The organism is Enterobacter sp. BNK-14 (assembly GCF_047456095.1).
Lineage (GTDB): Bacteria > Pseudomonadota > Gammaproteobacteria > Enterobacterales > Enterobacteriaceae > Enterobacter > Enterobacter kobei.
The window spans coordinates 671,432-687,822 of the sequence record NZ_CP179897.1; the positions used below are offsets into that span (position 1 = coordinate 671,432).

At 52.4% G+C, this 16,391-nt stretch carries 21 protein-coding genes; 9 read left to right on the plus strand and 12 right to left on the minus strand.

Annotation, left to right across the window (positions count from 1 at the left end):
- Positions 1-164: 164 nt before the first annotated feature.
- On the minus strand, positions 165-1,184 hold the full coding sequence (locus ACMGGM_RS03190) for an NADP-dependent oxidoreductase (RefSeq protein WP_045269029.1): 1,020 nt from the start codon (positions 1,182-1,184) through the stop codon (positions 165-167).
- Positions 1,185-1,283: 99 nt separating this feature from the next.
- On the minus strand, positions 1,284-2,063 hold the full coding sequence (locus ACMGGM_RS03195; protein WP_023330562.1) for an SDR family NAD(P)-dependent oxidoreductase: 780 nt from the start codon (positions 2,061-2,063) through the stop codon (positions 1,284-1,286).
- 237 nt (positions 2,064-2,300) lie between these two features.
- Between ACMGGM_RS03195 and ACMGGM_RS03200 the strand changes: the two genes are divergently transcribed.
- From ACMGGM_RS03200 to ACMGGM_RS03215, 4 genes are all read left to right on the plus strand, one after another.
- Positions 2,301-2,849 (plus strand): TetR/AcrR family transcriptional regulator, encoded by a 549-nt coding sequence (locus tag ACMGGM_RS03200; protein ID WP_023330563.1) that lies wholly within the window; start codon positions 2,301-2,303, stop codon positions 2,847-2,849.
- Between the two features lie 177 nt (positions 2,850-3,026).
- Entirely contained in the window at positions 3,027-4,238 is a 1,212-nt protein-coding gene (gene yedE, locus ACMGGM_RS03205; protein ID WP_023338394.1) for a selenium metabolism membrane protein YedE/FdhT, read from the plus strand.
- The gene (gene yedF / locus ACMGGM_RS03210) at positions 4,235-4,468 is read left to right on the plus strand and encodes a sulfurtransferase-like selenium metabolism protein YedF (protein ID WP_014884113.1); all 234 of its coding nucleotides are present in this window, start codon (positions 4,235-4,237) and stop codon (positions 4,466-4,468) included. Before yedE ends, yedF begins: the two co-directional genes overlap by 4 nt.
- Before the next feature lie 182 nt (positions 4,469-4,650).
- Entirely contained in the window at positions 4,651-4,932 is a 282-nt protein-coding gene (locus ACMGGM_RS03215; RefSeq protein WP_233099039.1) for a hypothetical protein, read from the plus strand.
- Between the two features lie 46 nt (positions 4,933-4,978).
- Here ACMGGM_RS03215 and ompW read toward each other — a convergent pair whose 3' ends face one another.
- On the minus strand, positions 4,979-5,611 hold the full coding sequence (gene ompW, locus ACMGGM_RS03220) for an outer membrane protein OmpW (protein WP_063943222.1): 633 nt from the start codon (positions 5,609-5,611) through the stop codon (positions 4,979-4,981).
- A 281-nt stretch (positions 5,612-5,892) separates the two neighbouring features.
- On the opposite strand from ompW, the gene ACMGGM_RS03225 reads away from it, so the two are divergent.
- The 4 genes from ACMGGM_RS03225 (at position 5,893) to yciA (ending at position 8,163) form a co-directional block, all read left to right on the plus strand.
- Positions 5,893-6,297 (plus strand): YkgJ family cysteine cluster protein, encoded by a 405-nt coding sequence (locus ACMGGM_RS03225; RefSeq protein WP_014884116.1) that lies wholly within the window; start codon positions 5,893-5,895, stop codon positions 6,295-6,297.
- A gap of 25 nt (positions 6,298-6,322) precedes the next feature.
- Positions 6,323-7,066, plus strand: coding sequence for a YciC family protein (locus ACMGGM_RS03230; protein ID WP_014884117.1), 744 nt, complete (start codon positions 6,323-6,325; stop codon positions 7,064-7,066).
- Positions 7,067-7,123: 57 nt separating this feature from the next.
- Complete coding sequence (locus ACMGGM_RS03235; RefSeq protein WP_014884118.1) at positions 7,124-7,663, plus strand: septation protein A; 540 nt, start codon at positions 7,124-7,126, stop codon at positions 7,661-7,663.
- A 104-nt stretch (positions 7,664-7,767) separates the two neighbouring features.
- Entirely contained in the window at positions 7,768-8,163 is a 396-nt protein-coding gene (yciA, locus tag ACMGGM_RS03240) for an acyl-CoA thioester hydrolase YciA (RefSeq protein ID WP_008502796.1), read from the plus strand.
- A 36-nt stretch (positions 8,164-8,199) separates the two neighbouring features.
- On the opposite strand, the gene tonB is transcribed toward yciA, so the two are convergent.
- Positions 8,200-8,928 carry a TonB system transport protein TonB gene (tonB, locus tag ACMGGM_RS03245; RefSeq protein WP_014884119.1) on the minus strand — a complete coding sequence of 243 codons (729 nt, stop codon included), beginning with the start codon at positions 8,926-8,928 and terminating at the stop codon, positions 8,200-8,202.
- Positions 8,929-9,150: 222 nt separating this feature from the next.
- On the opposite strand from tonB, the gene ACMGGM_RS03250 reads away from it, so the two are divergent.
- Positions 9,151-9,447: a YciI family protein gene (locus tag ACMGGM_RS03250; protein ID WP_045281228.1), complete on the plus strand. Its 297-nt coding sequence runs from the start codon at positions 9,151-9,153 to the stop codon at positions 9,445-9,447.
- Positions 9,448-9,799: 352 nt separating this feature from the next.
- Here the strand turns inward: ACMGGM_RS03250 and ACMGGM_RS03255 are convergent, their stop codons facing one another.
- The 8 genes from ACMGGM_RS03255 to ACMGGM_RS03290 all read right to left on the minus strand — a co-directional run bounded on the left by ACMGGM_RS03255 (position 9,800) and on the right by ACMGGM_RS03290 (position 16,385).
- The gene (locus ACMGGM_RS03255) at positions 9,800-10,849 is read right to left on the minus strand and encodes a DUF4238 domain-containing protein (RefSeq protein ID WP_414149094.1); all 1,050 of its coding nucleotides are present in this window, start codon (positions 10,847-10,849) and stop codon (positions 9,800-9,802) included.
- Positions 10,850-10,964: 115 nt separating this feature from the next.
- Entirely contained in the window at positions 10,965-11,186 is a 222-nt protein-coding gene (locus ACMGGM_RS03260) for a DNA-binding transcriptional regulator (RefSeq protein ID WP_414149095.1), read from the minus strand.
- A gap of 76 nt (positions 11,187-11,262) precedes the next feature.
- Positions 11,263-12,432: a phage late control D family protein gene (locus ACMGGM_RS03265; protein WP_414149096.1), complete on the minus strand. Its 1,170-nt coding sequence runs from the start codon at positions 12,430-12,432 to the stop codon at positions 11,263-11,265.
- On the minus strand, positions 12,429-12,893 hold the full coding sequence (locus ACMGGM_RS03270; protein WP_023333118.1) for a phage tail protein: 465 nt from the start codon (positions 12,891-12,893) through the stop codon (positions 12,429-12,431). The genes ACMGGM_RS03265 and ACMGGM_RS03270 overlap by 4 nt, the downstream gene beginning before the upstream one ends.
- Positions 12,894-12,896: 3 nt before the next feature.
- Positions 12,897-15,353 (minus strand): phage tail tape measure protein, encoded by a 2,457-nt coding sequence (locus ACMGGM_RS03275; RefSeq protein WP_414149097.1) that lies wholly within the window; start codon positions 15,351-15,353, stop codon positions 12,897-12,899.
- Complete coding sequence (locus ACMGGM_RS03280; RefSeq protein WP_240326290.1) at positions 15,343-15,501, minus strand: GpE family phage tail protein; 159 nt, start codon at positions 15,499-15,501, stop codon at positions 15,343-15,345. Before ACMGGM_RS03280 ends, ACMGGM_RS03275 begins: the two co-directional genes overlap by 11 nt.
- Positions 15,498-15,806 carry a phage tail assembly protein gene (locus ACMGGM_RS03285; protein WP_414149098.1) on the minus strand — a complete coding sequence of 103 codons (309 nt, stop codon included), beginning with the start codon at positions 15,804-15,806 and terminating at the stop codon, positions 15,498-15,500. The genes ACMGGM_RS03280 and ACMGGM_RS03285 overlap by 4 nt, the downstream gene beginning before the upstream one ends.
- Before the next feature lie 60 nt (positions 15,807-15,866).
- On the minus strand, positions 15,867-16,385 hold the full coding sequence (locus tag ACMGGM_RS03290; RefSeq protein WP_023333115.1) for a phage major tail tube protein: 519 nt from the start codon (positions 16,383-16,385) through the stop codon (positions 15,867-15,869).
- Positions 16,386-16,391: the final 6 nt, after the last annotated feature.

Sequence of the window (16,391 nt, forward strand, 5' to 3'; positions counted from 1 at the left end):
TATATTGGGTTCATCCTTCCCCCGTCTCACCAAAACGTAGCGAAATATCCACGCCTTCAGTAACAAGGTCCGGCAGCATAGGGGGGCAATGCGCAGGGTTCCACTCAGCGCATCACCATTATCTGCGGTCCGCCGCTGCAACGGCGCTCAAGCCTTCGTGGCTATTACCCATGAACTTTAACGACGACTTTCCCCTTTGCATGCCCGCGAGCCAGATAGGTGAAGGCGTCGCTCGTTTCGGCAAAGGGGTAAACCTTGTCGATTACGGGCTTGATGAGTTCAGCGTCCATGAGTTCACCGATTTGGCTGAGCTGGCTGCCATCAGGGCGAACAAAGAGAAACGAATAGGTCAAACCTCGCTTTTTTGACAGCCGCATGATTTTGCGGCTCATCAGCCCTAATACGAAACGCAGGAAAACATTTAGGTGTCGTTCCCGCGCGAAAGCAGCATCTAACGGCCCGATCAGGGAAATAATTTTCCCTCCCGGCTTAAGGATTTGCGTGGATTTCTCAATCGCATCACCTCTGATAGTACCGAGGACAATATCGTAGCCGCTCAGCACTTTTTCGAATTCCTGCTTTCTATAGTCAACGACGTCATCTGCACCAAGGCGGCTCACCCAGTCAATGTTGGCTGCGCTGGTGGTCGTCCCAACCGTTGCGCCAAAGTGTTTCGCCAGCTGAATAGCAAAACTGCCGATTCCACCGGATCCGGCAGGGATAAATACTTTCTGCCCCGCTCGCAGCATCGCGCGTTCTGTCAGCGCTTGCCAGGAGGTGAGACTGACCATAGGAAGTGACGCGGCCTGTACGAAATCCAGACTGGCGGGTTTTAACGCCGCAAGGCTTTCTGGCACCCGGACAAATTCGGCCAGCGACCCCGTTCCCCTGTCAAAAATACTGGCGAAAATCTCGTCGCCTGCCTTGAATCGCGTCACGCGACGTCCTGTGGCAACGACAACGCCGGACACATCACTGCCCAAGGTCGCGGGGAGACTGAAATGCAGAACGCGTTTGAACATGCCGGTCGGGATCATGTTATCGATTGGGTTCAGACCTACTGCATACACTTTGACCAGAATTTCATCATCACCGGGGGACGGAAAATCGACGTCATCGATCCCCAGTCCCGGGGATTTACCATAGCGTTTAAACGTAAACGCTTTCATCGTCTTCTTATTCATTTGTCTTTTACTCTGCCGGGTTTGCCTGTGGCATGTTTCTTAACAACGCTGTTGCTGAGTGAAAAAACGATACTCAGTCCTATGCCGAATCCCCCGTGACTACACTTTGTAGCGCTCTGCCACGTTAGCCTGGTTGATGTCCGCAAGCAGAGCCTGACGCGTCCTCTCCAGGTCATCCCAGTGGGCAGCGTGTTGTAAAGGAGGGATGGTGACGAGTTCGCGACGGTCAAAGCCCGCCAGGGCTGCGTCAACTAACTGATCCACTTCCATCATCTCGGGCGCCTTACTGATATCAATACCGGCACGTTCCCAGATTTCAGTGTAAGTGCCGGCCGGAAGTACCGCCTGGACGTAAACGCCTGCGGAGGACAGCTCAAGATGCAATCCCTGCGACAAGAAAAGCACGAAGGCTTTGGTTGCACCGTAAATCGACATGCCAAATTCCGGGGCGAGCCCAACGACTGAACTGATATTGACGATCGCACCTTCTCCGGCGTTGACAAACCTTGGTGCCGCGGCACTGGCAAGTCTCGTCAGCGCGGTGACATTCAGGGCGATAAGACGCTCAATTGCCTCGGACGTCTGGCCGATAAAATGGCCCGACTGTGCGATGCCGGCGTTATTGATCAGCACCCCTATTTTTTCGTCTTCACGAAGACGCGTTTCCACCGTCGCTAACTCCGCTGCCTGAGTGAGATCGGCAGGCAGGACATCTACAGAAACGCCCTTCTCCTGTCTCAGACGTTCGGCAAGTGCGTCTAATTTTGTTTTATCCCGGGCAACCAGAATCAGGTCATGTCCACGGCTTGCAAACCTTTCCGCATAAACAGCACCAATACCCGTCGATGCGCCTGTAATGAGAACTGAAGTTTTCGTCATGTGTGATCTTCTTTATCAAATGTTAAACACAATCTGCACCGTTCGATGCAGGTAAATCCGGGAGATATCCGGCTCTCTTTGCTGATCTCAGCCAGACTGACAGAGCGTGCCTTTCTCTGCGAAGCGCTGTCGGAGATACGGATTTAATGATGATGATCATAATCTATAAAGTCAACTGGTTTGATTATGGTCATCATCAATGTATAATTGAGCCTTGTTTTATAGGGGGTGGGCAGCATGAAAGTGTCAAAAGAGCAGGTCCGGGAGAACCGGATGCGCATAGTTGAAACGGCATCCGAACTTTTTCGTGAACGCGGCTATGACGGCGTGGGCGTGGCGGAGCTGATGTCTGCTGCGGGTTTAACCCACGGCGGGTTTTATAAGCACTTTGGTTCGAAGGCCGACCTGATGTCAGAGGCCATGAATTGCGGGTTTGTGCATGCCGCGGAAAACCTGGCGGGTGTAGATCGAGACAAATTCATTGAATATTACCTCTCCCGGCAGCATCGCGATGATATGGCCGGAGGTTGCGTGATGTCTGCCCTGGGCACGGACACCGCACGCCAGTCTGAGTCCATCAAAGAGACATTTGCAGCCGGGGTTGAACGTCAGCTGGCAATGTTAAGCGACGAAAATGTCTCACGTGCTGACCTGATAAACACCTTTGCACATCTTGTCGGGGCTCTGGTGTTGTCCCGTGCCTGCCCGGATAATTCCGCGCTGGCTGACGAAATTCTGGATGTCTGCCGCTCTCGCATTCTGAGTAAGGCTCCGCGAAAGGAATGAATATTTTGCAGCCGGGGGTGTGATTGCCAGGAAATAACCGGAAGATTTAATGACGGAGGTCATAAAAAAAGACGCTATCCCGGAGAGTAGGTTTGGAGAGGTTTTAGAGTAAGCCAAAAAGTTATATATTCCGGCCCGTTAAATCCAAATACACCTTCTGAGTTCAGAGGCTTACTCATGTCATGGCAATACTTCAAACAGACTTATTTAGTTAAGTTCTGGTCACCTGTTCCGGCCGTTATCGCGGCAGGCATTCTCTCTACTTATTATTTCGGCATTACCGGTACCTTCTGGGCCGTGACCGGCGAGTTTACCCGCTGGGGTGGTCAACTTCTGCAACTCGCTGGCGTGCATGCCGAAGAGTGGGGCTACTTTAAACTCATTCACCTTGACGGTACTCCGCTTACCCGCATCGACGGAATGATGATCATCGGGATGTTCGGCGGCTGTTTCGCAGCGGCGCTGTGGGCAAATAACGTCAAGTTGCGCATGCCCAAAAGCCGCATCCGCATTATGCAGGCGGTCGTCGGCGGGATTATTGCCGGATTTGGTGCTCGCCTGGCGATGGGCTGTAACCTTGCCGCGTTCTTCACGGGTATTCCGCAATTCTCACTGCATGCCTGGTTCTTTGCCGTCGCCACCGCAATTGGCTCTTACTTCGGTGCAAAATTCACCCTGCTGCCGCTGTTCCGTATTCCGGTAAAAATGACCAAAGTTAGCGCGGCGTCGCCGCTGACCCAGAAGCCGGACCAGGCGAAACGCCGTTTTCGCCTCGGTATGCTTGTCTTTTTTGCCATGATCGCGTGGGCAATCTGCACAGCGCTGAATCAACCGAAACTCGGCCTGGCGATGTTGTTTGGCGTAGGGTTTGGTCTGCTGATCGAACGCGCGCAGATCTGCTTTACCTCTGCGTTTCGCGATATGTGGATCACCGGACGAACCATGATGGCAAAAGCGATCATTGCCGGTATGGCGGTGAGTGCCATCGGCATTTTCAGCTATGTACAACTCGGTGTTGAACCGAAAATCATGTGGGCCGGTCCTAACGCGGTGATTGGTGGCCTGCTGTTTGGCTTCGGAATTGTGCTGGCAGGCGGGTGTGAAACCGGCTGGATGTATCGCGCCGTCGAAGGCCAGGTGCATTACTGGTGGGTCGGCCTTGGTAATGTCATTGGTTCAACCATTCTGGCGTACTACTGGGATGATGTCTCACCTGTACTCGCAACAAACTGGGATAAGGTCAATCTGTTGAGCACCTTCGGTCCGCTCGGCGGCCTGCTGGTAACCTATGCCTTGCTGCTGGTCGCTTTTTTACTGGTTGTCGCGCAGGAGAAACGCTTCTTCCGTCGCACCACCGCTAAACCTGAAACGCAGGAGAACGCTGCATGAAAGAGATCGTGCCTGATTATCGACTGGATATGATCGGCGAACCTTGCCCTTATCCGGCAGTGGCTACCCTTGAAGCGCTACCGCAGCTCAAAAAAGGGGAAATTCTGGAGGTGGTGAGCGACTGCCCGCAATCCATTAACAACATTCCGCTGGATGCTAAAAACCATGGCTACACGGTGCTGGATATTCAGCAGGACGGGCCAACAATCCGCTATTTGATTCAAAAATGAACGTTCAGGCCTCGTCAGAGGCCTTTATCGCATTGAATTATAAGACCTCTTGATCGAGGGCAAAGCCGCCGCATCTGACTTAAGTAAAATCTCACATCCATTTTGAAGGAGGTTTTCGCAGTTTGATGTATTTACGAGCTTTACTGGTTTTCGCCTTATTGATTCCCTTTCACGTGCTGTCCATGAATTACTCTTCCACCTTCCTGCGCCTTAACTGTCCGGAAAGAGGACTTGTCGAGGTTATTCTGCACGTTTACGACCATACGCAGGAACGCTGGCGAGATCATTTTGAAACCGGGGCGGGGCACAAGCGCGCGGGTGACACGGAAATTATCCCGTTTGCCAACGGTGATATTCTGTTCCATTCGGTGTCCAGCGATGCATTCAGCTATTTATATGATGGGGAAACGCGCCTCAGGCACTGCCTTAAGCTGGACGAACGACCGGTTTATCCGTCGTTTTAAGAGTGCGATGCAAACTGGCCACCGCGTGGCCAGTTTAACCGGGGGATTAGAAACGATACCCCGCAGAGAACATAAACACCCACGGGTCCAGTCTCGTGTTGATGCTTTGCTGGTCACCGTTATGCTTGAAGCGTACGTCCGTATCAATGTCCATGTACCAGACTGAGGCGTTGATCAGCCAGTCACGGTTAATCAGGTAATCCAGCCCCACCTGTCCCGCCATACCCCATGAATCTTTCAGGCTGAGGTCAGTCAGACCGGCCTCTTTACCGGTATCGTTAAATTTCTCATCGAAGAAGGTGGTGTAGTTTACACCGGCGCCAATATACGGACGTACCTTGCTGCTGGCATCGCCAAAGTACCATTGCGCCATCAGCGTTGGCGGTAAATGGTGTACGGTGGCAATATCACCAGTTGCCCCCAGACCGACGCGATGACGGAACGGCGTTGCCGCCAGAAGCTCGACACCAATGTTATCCGTCGCCATATAAGTGAACGTTAAGCCTAACTGGGTGTTATTACTGACGTTAAAACCGCCCATACCCAGCACGTTATCAGAGCCCTCAGTTGGGCGAACCGTGGCCGAACCGGCACGAATAAAGAATTCACCTGCTTCGTGCGCGTACGCGCCGCCAGAGAGACTGCTTAATACAAGGGCTGCCACCGCTAATTTTTTCATATCCGCTCCATCGTTGTGGTTTTAATCGCGGGTGAGAATATACTCACAAATGAGTAATAAGTGATCTGCCACAGATCACATTAAAACCAGTAAGTTAACATTCATTGATCTGGGTTAATTTTTTGTGGCGCTTTGAAAGGCAGTAAGTTGTTTCCATGTCAATTTTTGGCATTTCACAGTTACAAAATTTTCTCTTTTCCCCCTCTTGCTCTTCCTCAGGCGGCTGGCTAATTTATCGCTCTCACAAATTGATTTGATGCGTTCTTTTTTGCAGGTGTGCCATGAGTGAAGTTAACCCGTGCATGACGTGCGGAGCCTGTTGTGCGTATTTTCGAGTCTCTTTCTACTGGGCCGAGGCCAGCGATGGCGGCGGTACCGTTCCGGTTCATCTCACTGAGCCGTTGACCCCTTTTCTGCGCTGTATGCGCGGCACGAACCAAAAACAAGCCCGCTGCGTCGCGCTACAGGGTGAACCCGGGGTCTCAACCCGGTGTTCCATCTATGAGGATCGCCCCAGCCCCTGCCGGGAATTTGCTATGTCGGGGGAAGATGGGCAGGTCAACGACGCCTGTAATCGCGCCCGCGCACGGGTCGGATTACCGCCGCTTTACAAAGATATGCTTTTCCATACAAGCCTTGATGCTGCCACAGCAGGTGCATCCGGTGTACAATTGCCGGCTAATTAACACCTGCAATACTCAAGGAGAGTGCATGTCTATCACGGCGAAGTCTGTCTACCGTGACACGGGAAACTTTTTCCGCAATCAGTTCATAACTTTTTTACTGATCGCGTTGCTTTGCGCCTTTATCACTGTGGTGCTGGGCCATGCCTTCTCACCGAGTGATGAACAGATTGCCAGCCTGAGCCAGGGTGACAATCTGGCAGGAAGCGTCGGGTTGTTTGAACTGGTGCAAAACATGACGCCAGAGCAGCAGCAAATCCTGCTGCGGGCTTCAGCCGCATCGACGTTCTCTGGTCTCATTGGTAATGCGATTCTGGCGGGCGGCGTTCTCCTGATGATTCAGCTGGTGTCAGCGGGCCATCGGGTCAGTGCCTTACGCGCGATTGGCGCCAGTGCTCCCGTTTTGCCGAAGCTGTTTATCCTGATCTTCTTAACCACCCTGCTGGTGCAGATGGGGATTATGCTGGTCGTGGTACCGGGCGTGTTGCTGGCTATCGTGCTCTCTTTTGCCCCGATCATGATCGTGCAGGACAAAATGGGGATTTTTACCGCAATGCGCAGCAGCATCAGGCTCGCATGGGCGAATATGCGCCTGGTGGCCCCTGCCGTGATCGGCTGGCTGCTTGCGAAAACGCTTCTGCTCCTGTTTGCGCCAAATTTTGCGGTTTTAACACCTAATGTTGGCGCGGTAGTCGCGAATACGCTGAGCAACCTGATTTCAGCGGTACTGCTGGTCTATCTGTTCCGCCTGTATATGTTAATTCGTCAGTAATCCTGATGCCGGGAGCATGACCCGCTTCCCGGCTCAACAGAGAGATGGAATCACAGAATGAAGCAGTTTCTTGATTTTTTACCGCTCGTGGTCTTTTTCGCGTTTTATAAGCTGTATGACATCTATGCTGCGACCACTGCGCTGATTATCGCGACCGCGGTTGTGCTGATCTACAGCTGGGTACGTTACCGTAAAGTTGAAAAAATGGCGCTGGTCACGTTCGTGCTGGTCGCTGTTTTCGGCGGGCTGACCCTGTTCTTCCACAATGATGAATTCATCAAGTGGAAGGTCACGGTGATATACGCGCTGTTTGCAGGCGCATTGTTAATCAGCCAGTGGGTTATGAAAAAACCGCTTATCCAGCGCATGCTGGGTAAAGAGCTGACGCTGCCGCAGCAGGTCTGGTCCCGACTGAATATCGCCTGGGCGGTGTTCTTTATTCTTTGCGGTCTTGCCAATATCTACATTGCCTTCTGGTTGCCGCAAAACATTTGGGTCAACTTTAAGGTCTTCGGCCTGACCGCCCTGACGCTGATTTTCACCCTGCTCAGCGGCGTTTACATCTATCGCCATATGCCGCAGGACGATAAGCACTAACTGCTGGTTGACCAGAACGTGTTCGACAGGCGTTCTGGTCTATTCTCTCCGCTGTGAAATCATAGTAGCATCCCGCCTGAAGTCTTCCGTTACGAGTTAAAACAATGACAACAACTAACGCCCCTCAGGGCGAACTGGTTTTACGCACACTGGCAATGCCCGCTGACACCAATGCCAATGGCGATATTTTTGGCGGCTGGCTGATGTCGCAAATGGATATGGGCGGCGCAATTCTGGCAAAAGAGATAGCTCATGGACGCGTGGTAACCGTGAGGGTCGATGGGATGACCTTCCTGCGCCCGGTGGCGGTAGGTGACGTGGTGTGCTGTTACGCGCGCTGCGTCAAACGCGGCAATACCTCCATCTCTATCAACATTGAAGTCTGGGTGAAGAAGGTCTCTTCAGAACCGATTGGACAGCGCTATAAAGCTACTGAAGCACTGTTTATTTATGTGGCAGTGGATAGCGAGGGTAAACCTCGTCAGCTTCCGCAGGCCTGATTATCTGACAAAAAAGCCTCCATCCGGAGGCTTTTTTTATTCCATCTGCGCCCCGCCGTTCAGGCGGAAGACAATGTTCACGATCAGTCCGCTACCCGGTTTACCGGCTTCGTAGCGCCATCTGCGCATCGCCGATTTCACTTCGCGTTCAAACATATTAGAAGGCTGAGCGGACAAGATTTGCACGTTATCAACGCGGCCATCTGCGGTAACGTCAAATTTCACCCGCACGCGGCCTTCAATACGTAAAGCCTGCGCTCGCGCCGGATACTGAGGCTGGTTTCGGCTCAGTGCTCGCGGGCCCGCTGGCGCGGCAACCGTTGGTTTTGGCGCCGGTGCGGAGTTGTTCATTACCGGACGTGAAGGTGCGGCATTCTCAACCGTCTGGGTCGCGCGTGGCTCAACCGGACGTTCTTCGCGTTTCGGACGCTCCTCGACCTTCTTCACCGGCTTTGGCTTCGGCTTAGGTTTGGGCTTCGGTTCAGGTTTATGGATCACCACCGGGGCTTCCTTCGGTGGCGCCGGAACAGGCTCGGGCTCTGGCTCCGGTTCAGCAACCGGCTGTGGCGGTGGCGGTGGCGGTGCGACCTGCGGCGGCTCGAGATCCGCAGGCGATACCATGGTCACCGAAATCGGCTGCGCGGGTGCGGGCATTTCAATAACCTGATGAACCGAGGTATAGAGCAAACCCGCCACGACAGCACCGTGAATCACGACGGAGAGCAGCGTCGGCCAGGGAAAGCGGCGAGGTAAATCAAGGGTCATCGAAGTCATAGTCATCAACGTTAAAAAATCGAACCCTGATTTTAAATGCAAATAGCAATCATATTCAATAAGACACTTTGTTCTGGCGCAATTTAAGCGTCAATGTGGCCAAAAAAGGGGCATTCAGATCAGGGTATTAACATTGTTTTTATCTTTACATTGCAGTCAGTTGCCCTTTCACATAACGTAACTGACACTTTAAAACGCTTAAGGAGCTTCACCGTGCTTTACGTGATTTACTCTGAAGATGTCGCTGATTCACTTGAGAAACGCCAGTCTGTCCGCCCTGCTCACCTGGCACGCTTACAGCTGCTACAGGATGAAGGTCGTTTGGTGACCGCTGGCCCAATGCCTGCTGTCGACAGCAACGACCCGGGTGCAGCCGGTTTTTCTGGCTCCACGGTTATTGCAGAGTTTGAATCTCTGGAAGCGGCGCAGGCCTGGGCTGACGCAGACCCGTACGTTGCGGCGGGCGTGTATGCGAAGGTGACGGTGCGACCGTATAAGAAAGTGTTCTGATATAACTAAGGCTCCCTCAGGAGCTTTTAAAATCGCTTCAACAAGATGAATTAAAAGGATTTATTTTATCTAGCGTCCACATATTGACCACATCGATATCTATAGCCCCGCACAAGCGGGGCTTATACTTTGAATTGGTAAAAGTAGGATTGACATATTTAGCAAGCAATGCTTACTATTTTGGAATTCTGTGTAAGCAATGAACTAACATTCCGTTCCGTCAAATAAATTAGCTGAAATGATAACATTTAAAGGAACTTATATTTTTTGAGGTAAATAAGGCATAACCAATATGTATGCCTTTCAATATTAGTCTCAATAAAAATCAGTGGTTATTAATGAATGACCTTCATTATATAACCCCCCCTGAACGAAAATCATTTTCTTCGCCTGCATAAATCTGAAGATGTGCAGCCTCAAATATTTTTTTATTTAGCTCCAAAGTTTGCTCCTTGCTTATTTCCTCCGGCCATGGCTCGTGTTTTTTGAAATTTAAAATAATGCCGAACATGGGTGATATTGGATAATAAAACTCAAGATCATATATTTCCTCTTGAGAATTTCGAGATGGTGAGTGAATATTTATTACTGGCTGATCTCCAGTTATGAACTTTATGTCTGGGTGTGCTTTTATAAAATTTAAATTCATTTTTTGCAGATAGGCAAATGCGTAAGTGAGTTCATCAACCGTACTGTATATTATGAAGGGTGTGACATTATCAAAATTAAAGTTAGCGTTTAAATTCTCTAACTCCTCCTCTGCCTTTGCCTTATCGAAAGGTATATTATATTGTATTGCTAAATTATTGACAAAATCAACTGAACGTTTCAATTTTTCCAAATCATCATTTATGTTCGAAAAAGTGCTGTTAAGGCTTTCTCTCATCGCCTTTGTTCGAACATACTGCATCATTAAGAAAAAAATAAAGTCGTTTCTATCTTTATCAATACAATAAAAATCTACATTTTCACGTAAGAGTTGATCAAGGAACTTTTGCCCAATGTTTTCATACCGTGATTGCTTCGTTTCACCTAGCTGCCGACGTTCGTCAGTAAAATGCTGAGGAGTATACTGACTTGTTGATTTAGCGGTTTCTAATCTTTCATTTAAGTTGATAGCTTCCACATCGCGAAGTACAGAATATGGGTCAAAGTCATTTAATGCTTTATATTTTGTAGTCGAGAGAATGAAAACCATCATTTTCTCAACCTCAGTCAGCAATTTAAATTCATAGAAATAATTTTGCTGTGCAACTCCCATAAGCCCAGATCGAAAAGTTCTTTTTGATTTTTTGTCAATTACAGATAGTTGCGGGTCACTTGTCTTAGTGTCAGCCCAAGCTTTTAAATACTTCCTGAATACATAATGCTGACGCCTTGTTACTTGCATTCTCTCTTTCACACTAACAACCTTAAACCTTTCAAATTAATGTTGAACACAAACTTTCTAATATAGATTTACTAGTTATCGGCAACTTCATAGAAAAAATTAAGCCCTATTTAAGGGCTTAAATTAGTCACTGCCAGTGAATTTGTTGCTGTCCGGATGATGTTGGGTGCGGTGTAGCTGGTACTACTACCCCCGGCGATACGATAAAACGCTCGACCGTCTCGGTGGTCACAAATGTCGCGCTGCAATTGATGTTTGTGCACTGATGATACCGCTCTTTCGTCGTCTCAGTAAAATAGCGACTTGTGCGGGCGTGAGCGGCGAAATGGCATTTTGGACAGTGAAACATGGCGAGCACCTCATTTATTTTTCGATGCGTTAATTTTACTCATTTTATCATTATATAACAAACACTTAAAAACAAGTCACTGCGTTAATTCTTCGCTTTCGTACTCCACGTCCGAAACCTTAACCTCAAGGTCTAAGCCCGTCGTGTAGCCGCTCCCGTTGAGGTTATGCACCACCCGGCTGATTATCCACGCCTGCTCGTCTATAACGCGCTTAAACCCTTTCACCGCGATTGGCGTTTCAGGAAATAAATCTGCCCGGCCAATCGCCAGCGAGATTGAAAACTCCGCAACGCCGCGCTGCAGCTTGTCCCACTTCGCCTGAGCGGCGCGTATGGCCTGCGCCTTAGTCGCGTAGATGGTCGTCAGCTCCAGCACGTTATCAGCCTCACCGGCCATGTACTCACCCTCGCGCGCCTCCTGCTCTTTTTTGGCTTTAGTCTTTGCCGGGGCTTTTGTCGCTTTCGGGTGCTGCAGCGCGCGGAGGTGCTTCTCTTTGGGCTTACGCTTGAGCTTCACCTTTTGCTTTTGCGGCTTCGGGTCTTTGGTGTGCAGCCATTTTGCCGACACGCCGGTGTAGGCTTCCCGGTCAGCAATGGCAAACTGATGACGATCGCCGTCCCCGCGCTCAAGCGTCATCTGCGGAATGGGCTTCCCGCTGGCAGTCTTACCGCTCCCCGCTTTCAGGAATAACAGTTTCCCTGCTTTTACCGAAACCGCCGCCCCGTTCCGGTCTGCCAGGCGGGACAGAAACACCGCGTCGGATTCCTGCGACTGGTCAATGTGAGGCACTGTGACGGCTTTCAGCGTGTCGGCCACGCTGGCCGTCAGCTTATTGCGTGCCGCAATCGTCTCGACAATTTGCCCGAGCGTGGTGTCATGCCATGACTGTTCCCGGCGCGAGTTCAGCGACCCGCGAAAATCAGCGCTTCGCCCCCGGATGGTCAGCGTATCAGGCGCGCCCCTGTGCTCGATTTCGTCGACCGTGAACGTCCCTTTTTTTATCAGCGCGGAATCCTGCCAGCCTAACCACAGCGTCAACGTTGCGCCGCGCGGTGGCATTGCTATCTGGCCGTCGGTGTCATCGAGCTCGATATCGAGCTGGTCGGCCTCGAATCCGCGATTGTCGGTCATGGTCAGACTGATAAGACGGTCACTAAAATCCTGGGTGATATCGTCGTTATCCAGCTTGAGCATAAACGCCGGGGCTATCTTCGCCCCGGCCTGAATATTCATACCCGTAATCATCCCGCCAGCCCTCCCAGCCAGTCACCGGCAGACGTGACCAGATTGTCGGCCTGCGTTTTCAGGTCGCCATAAATGGCCGCCAGCGACTTATCGACCCTCTTAAGAGAAAGGCTAAACTCGATTTTTCTCGCCGCGCCGTCGCTGAATAGCTCGGTGTGCGTGTGCGTCACTTTGTCGATGACATACATGCCGTGGATCATGCCCGTTCCGTCAATCAGCGGCCACGCGCGCCCCTCGTCTGCCATCAGCTCGATGGCGGTCAGTGAAAGACGCCCGCCGGTAATTTCGGGATAAAGCACGCCCGACAGCGTGCGCGTGGTTTCACCTTCCCCGAGATACTGGTAAGCCGGTGGCTTGCCGATACGGTCGTTTGACGCCCAGCGGTAATCCTTCGAATATTGCATGGACTGATAGGGCAGCGTGCGGCGCTCAAACACAAACAAACCTAAAACCATTAACATGCTTTATCCCCTTGAGTCATGACGCATACTTGAGCGCTGACGCGCACGGTTTTCACGGTCAAGTTTATCGACAGCCTCACGCAGCTGACGGTCGAGGTCGCTGCCCGGCGCGATGCCACCATTCAGGTTGATGTTATATTCTGGCTTGCTCTGGTCGACGTAAGTCATACCAGTCGGCGCCGTTACCGGCTGATATGCCTGATAACCGCCATATGTTGAGGTTGTCGGAATATAAGATTCATTTTGCGAGCCGGTGGCGGCATTGGCTTTTGCTGCCTTATGGTCAAGGTCGGTCGATTCTTTATTGATAACCCCGAGCTTTTCCAGCAGCCAGTTAACGCCGGTACGCAATGTATTAAAGCTTTTGAGCGGTAACATCAGCGCGTCGGCCAGCATCTTACCGAACATCACACCCGCATTTTTGCAGCTGTCGAGCGTCTCCTGCGTCGACTTAACCGGTGCGATCAGGTCTTTAAACCACTGCCACGCAGCTTTAAGTTTTTCACCCAGCCATTCAAAAACCGGCTTTAACGGTTCGAATAACTCCACTACAGGGGCAAAAGCCTGCTTTATCCCCTCCATTACGCCTGAGAAAAATGCGCTTATTGGTTCCCAGTATTTGCGAATAAGCAGCGCACCGGCGACGATGGCAACGCCAATAGCCACAATCGGCCAGGTAAGCGCCCCGAGCACGGTCATGATGGCACCGCCCACCGCAGAGAAAACAGTCCCTAGCAGTGATGCACCGGCAATCAAAATATTAATGCCGGTAATGACCGGCCAGGCGACCAGACCAATTGCCCCGAGGATGCCAATAATTGCCAGTGCGCCGCCTGCTATGATGCCGATGGTTGACGCAAGTGTTTTGTTATTGGTGATCCAGCCGTCGAGCTTTAACACATATTTCGTGGCGGTTTTAGTGAGCTCACGCAGTGAGCCCTCCTGCTGGTCAAACAGGTCAGTACCAACGGCCTCATAAGCTGACTGAAATTCTTTAAAGTCGCCGCCGAGGTTGTCCTGCATGATTTTGACCAGCTCAGCGGTTTTGCCGTCCGAGGCTTTAAACGCCGCCGTGAGCTGGTCGAGCTTACCGCTTGAGGCCGCGGTCATCAGTACCGCCGCCGCCGAGCTGGCTTCCTCACCAAAGATGGTTTTCATGTATTCGCCGCGCTGGCTTGTTCCGAGATTGTTTTTCTCAAAACTGCGCTGCATTTCTTTCAGAATGGCAAATATCGGGCGCGTGTTGCCCTTGCTGTCAGACGTTTTAACGCCGAGCTCTTTGATGGCCTCGTATGCCTTGCCGGTCGGAGCCTGCAGGCGACTCAGGACGGCACGGCTGCCGGTCCCCGCCATCGAGCCGGTGATTTTGGCGTCATGGAGTGCGCCGACCATTGCGGCGGTCTGCTCGATACTGACCCCGGCATTTTTTGCCACCGGCGCAGCATACGTCAGCGCGTCGCTCAGCCCGTCAAAGTCAGCGGCCGTTTTGTTCATCGTCATCGACAGCACGTCGCCGATGTGTGCGATCTGGTCGTTTGACATCTGAAACGCGGATTTCATCCCTGTCAGCAGCGCGGCGTTTTCTTCCATCGAGCGACGGTTAGACAGCGCCATATTCAGCGTGACCGGCGTCGCCGCCTGAATCGCTGCGGCATCATCGCCGCTTTTCGCAATGATAATCTGCGCGCTCGCCGCATCGTCTGCAGACGCAGCGGTATTGTCCCCGAGCTGGCGCGCCTGTTTGCGCAGCGCCTCCATTTCGGGCGACTGTTTTTCGACCCCGAGCACGGCCTGCAGCTCAGAGTTTTTCTGTGCAAAGTTATAACCGGGCGTGAGTAATTTTACTCCGGCCATCGTTCCCGCCGTGGCGATACCGACGCCCGCCGCGCCTGCCGCTGCAGCGCCTCCGGCAAGGGATTTACCGGCCTGATAACGCTCTTTAATGCGACTCAGTCGCGCCTGCTGTTGACTGACCCGCGCCAGTGCCCCGCGCTGCCGGTTGAGCTGCGCGGTCGTCTCACTGATGCTGGTTTTCAGGCGGCGCTCATCCGCCGACAGAGTTCTGGTGGTTATGCCAGCCTGCGCGAGCGCCGTGCGCTGGCGCTGCACCGACTGCCTGAGGCTGTTGTATTTGAGCTGCAGGTCAGCGGCGGATTTCTTTGCCGCCTCCATCGCCCGCGCCTGCGCTTTAGTGGGGTTTTCCGTGTTCTTAAACTGGACGGCCAGCGCGGCGGCTTCCTGTTTCGCCTTGTTAAGCGACTGGCCGGTCACGGCAAGCTGTGCGCTCGCTTTCCTGAATCCGTCAATCCGGGACGCCTGCGCATTCAGATCGCGCAGGCTGTTCTGAGAAGTGCGGATATCGCCAGCAAGGGTCTTGCTGGCATTCTGGATAGCTTTAAGCGGTCGGCTTGCCCGGTCGACTGCGTTCAGCAGTACCTCAATCCTGACGTTATTGCTCATGGTGGTGTCCGCTTCGCTGCAGCGCTTTTTCGCGCCATGTGATGAGCTCGGTCACGCTTAGGGAATTCAGCTCTGATGGCGGCCAGTGAAATATCACCGCGATATCCGCCATCAGGTCATCGACCGAAAGGTTATCCGGGAAGGTCAGCGAGCCGAAGATGGCGACAAAAAACCGACCACCTTACCGGCGAACAAAATCAGGTCTGACGCTTCCAGACGCATGACCTCATGCTCGGTCAGCGCCGGGTACGTCATACGCGGCAGCACCTTAATCAGCGCATCGACGTCCGAGTTTGCCAGCGACGCCAGACTCACGCCGCGCAGGGTTCCCGCGTTGGGTTTAGTGACGGTCACCTGTTCGATTTTCTGCTCACCGCGCATGACGGGATTATCGAGGATCACAATGTTTAAGTTTTCGGTTTCGGTGGTGGCAGTTTCGTTAATGTTTTCCATGATGTTGCTCTCTTTGAACGTGAGTAAGTGACCGGCCAGCCTGGCTGACCGGTTAAGGGGTTACAGGCCAATCGCCCGGCGGTGCTCAGCGAGACGGTCGACGCCGTCGACTTTCATCACCATGTTGACGACGTCAATCTCAATGACCTCTTTGCCGTCAATCGTGAGCTGGTAGTACGAGCACTCGGTCGCGATTTTGGTCGTGCCGCTTTCGCCCTGTTTGTTTTCGCCGCCGTCGTACTCCTTATGACGGCCACGCATGACCACCTCAACGGCAGAAATAGCGCCGGTGTCATCGCGCTGGAATGAGCCGGTGAAGCGCAGCGGCACGCTATCCGCCCCCGGTGACGCGTACTGCGCCCACAGCTCAACGTCAGGCAGGCCGCCCAGCGTCCACTCAAGTGACAGCGCGTCATCGTCGAGGCCGAGGTCAATCGACACCGAGCCCGGCATCCCGCCGCCGCGATATTTCTCAAGTTTTCGGGTCAGCTTTGGCAAGGTGACGGATTCAACGACGCCCATGTAGCTGAGACCGTCGTTAAACATGTTCAGGTATTTCAGTTTGCGTGGTAACGCCATGCTCTG

Excerpts from the sequence above, each read along its gene's own strand:
- ACMGGM_RS03190 (WP_045269029.1), bottom strand. The coding sequence starts at position 1,184 with ATGAATAAGAAGACGATGAAAGCGTTTACGTTTAAACGCTATGGTAAA.
- ACMGGM_RS03195 (WP_023330562.1), bottom strand. The coding sequence starts at position 2,063 with ATGACGAAAACTTCAGTTCTCATTACAGGCGCATCGACGGGTATTGGT.
- ACMGGM_RS03200 (WP_023330563.1), top strand. The coding sequence starts at position 2,301 with ATGAAAGTGTCAAAAGAGCAGGTCCGGGAGAACCGGATGCGCATAGTT.
- yedE (WP_023338394.1), top strand. The coding sequence starts at position 3,027 with ATGTCATGGCAATACTTCAAACAGACTTATTTAGTTAAGTTCTGGTCA.
- yedF (WP_014884113.1), top strand. The coding sequence starts at position 4,235 with ATGAAAGAGATCGTGCCTGATTATCGACTGGATATGATCGGCGAACCT.
- ACMGGM_RS03215 (WP_233099039.1), top strand. The coding sequence starts at position 4,651 with ATGAATTACTCTTCCACCTTCCTGCGCCTTAACTGTCCGGAAAGAGGA.
- ompW (WP_063943222.1), bottom strand. The coding sequence starts at position 5,611 with ATGAAAAAATTAGCGGTGGCAGCCCTTGTATTAAGCAGTCTCTCTGGC.
- ACMGGM_RS03225 (WP_014884116.1), top strand. The coding sequence starts at position 5,893 with ATGAGTGAAGTTAACCCGTGCATGACGTGCGGAGCCTGTTGTGCGTAT.
- ACMGGM_RS03230 (WP_014884117.1), top strand. The coding sequence starts at position 6,323 with ATGTCTATCACGGCGAAGTCTGTCTACCGTGACACGGGAAACTTTTTC.
- ACMGGM_RS03235 (WP_014884118.1), top strand. The coding sequence starts at position 7,124 with ATGAAGCAGTTTCTTGATTTTTTACCGCTCGTGGTCTTTTTCGCGTTT.
- yciA (WP_008502796.1), top strand. The coding sequence starts at position 7,768 with ATGACAACAACTAACGCCCCTCAGGGCGAACTGGTTTTACGCACACTG.
- tonB (WP_014884119.1), bottom strand. The coding sequence starts at position 8,928 with ATGACCCTTGATTTACCTCGCCGCTTTCCCTGGCCGACGCTGCTCTCC.
- ACMGGM_RS03260 (WP_414149095.1), bottom strand. The coding sequence starts at position 11,186 with ATGTTTCACTGTCCAAAATGCCATTTCGCCGCTCACGCCCGCACAAGT.
- ACMGGM_RS03265 (WP_414149096.1), bottom strand. The coding sequence starts at position 12,432 with ATGATTACGGGTATGAATATTCAGGCCGGGGCGAAGATAGCCCCGGCG.
- ACMGGM_RS03270 (WP_023333118.1), bottom strand. The coding sequence starts at position 12,893 with ATGTTAATGGTTTTAGGTTTGTTTGTGTTTGAGCGCCGCACGCTGCCC.
- ACMGGM_RS03275 (WP_414149097.1), bottom strand. The coding sequence starts at position 15,353 with ATGAGCAATAACGTCAGGATTGAGGTACTGCTGAACGCAGTCGACCGG.
- ACMGGM_RS03285 (WP_414149098.1), bottom strand. The coding sequence starts at position 15,806 with ATGGAAAACATTAACGAAACTGCCACCACCGAAACCGAAAACTTAAAC.
- ACMGGM_RS03290 (WP_023333115.1), bottom strand. The coding sequence starts at position 16,385 with ATGGCGTTACCACGCAAACTGAAATACCTGAACATGTTTAACGACGGT.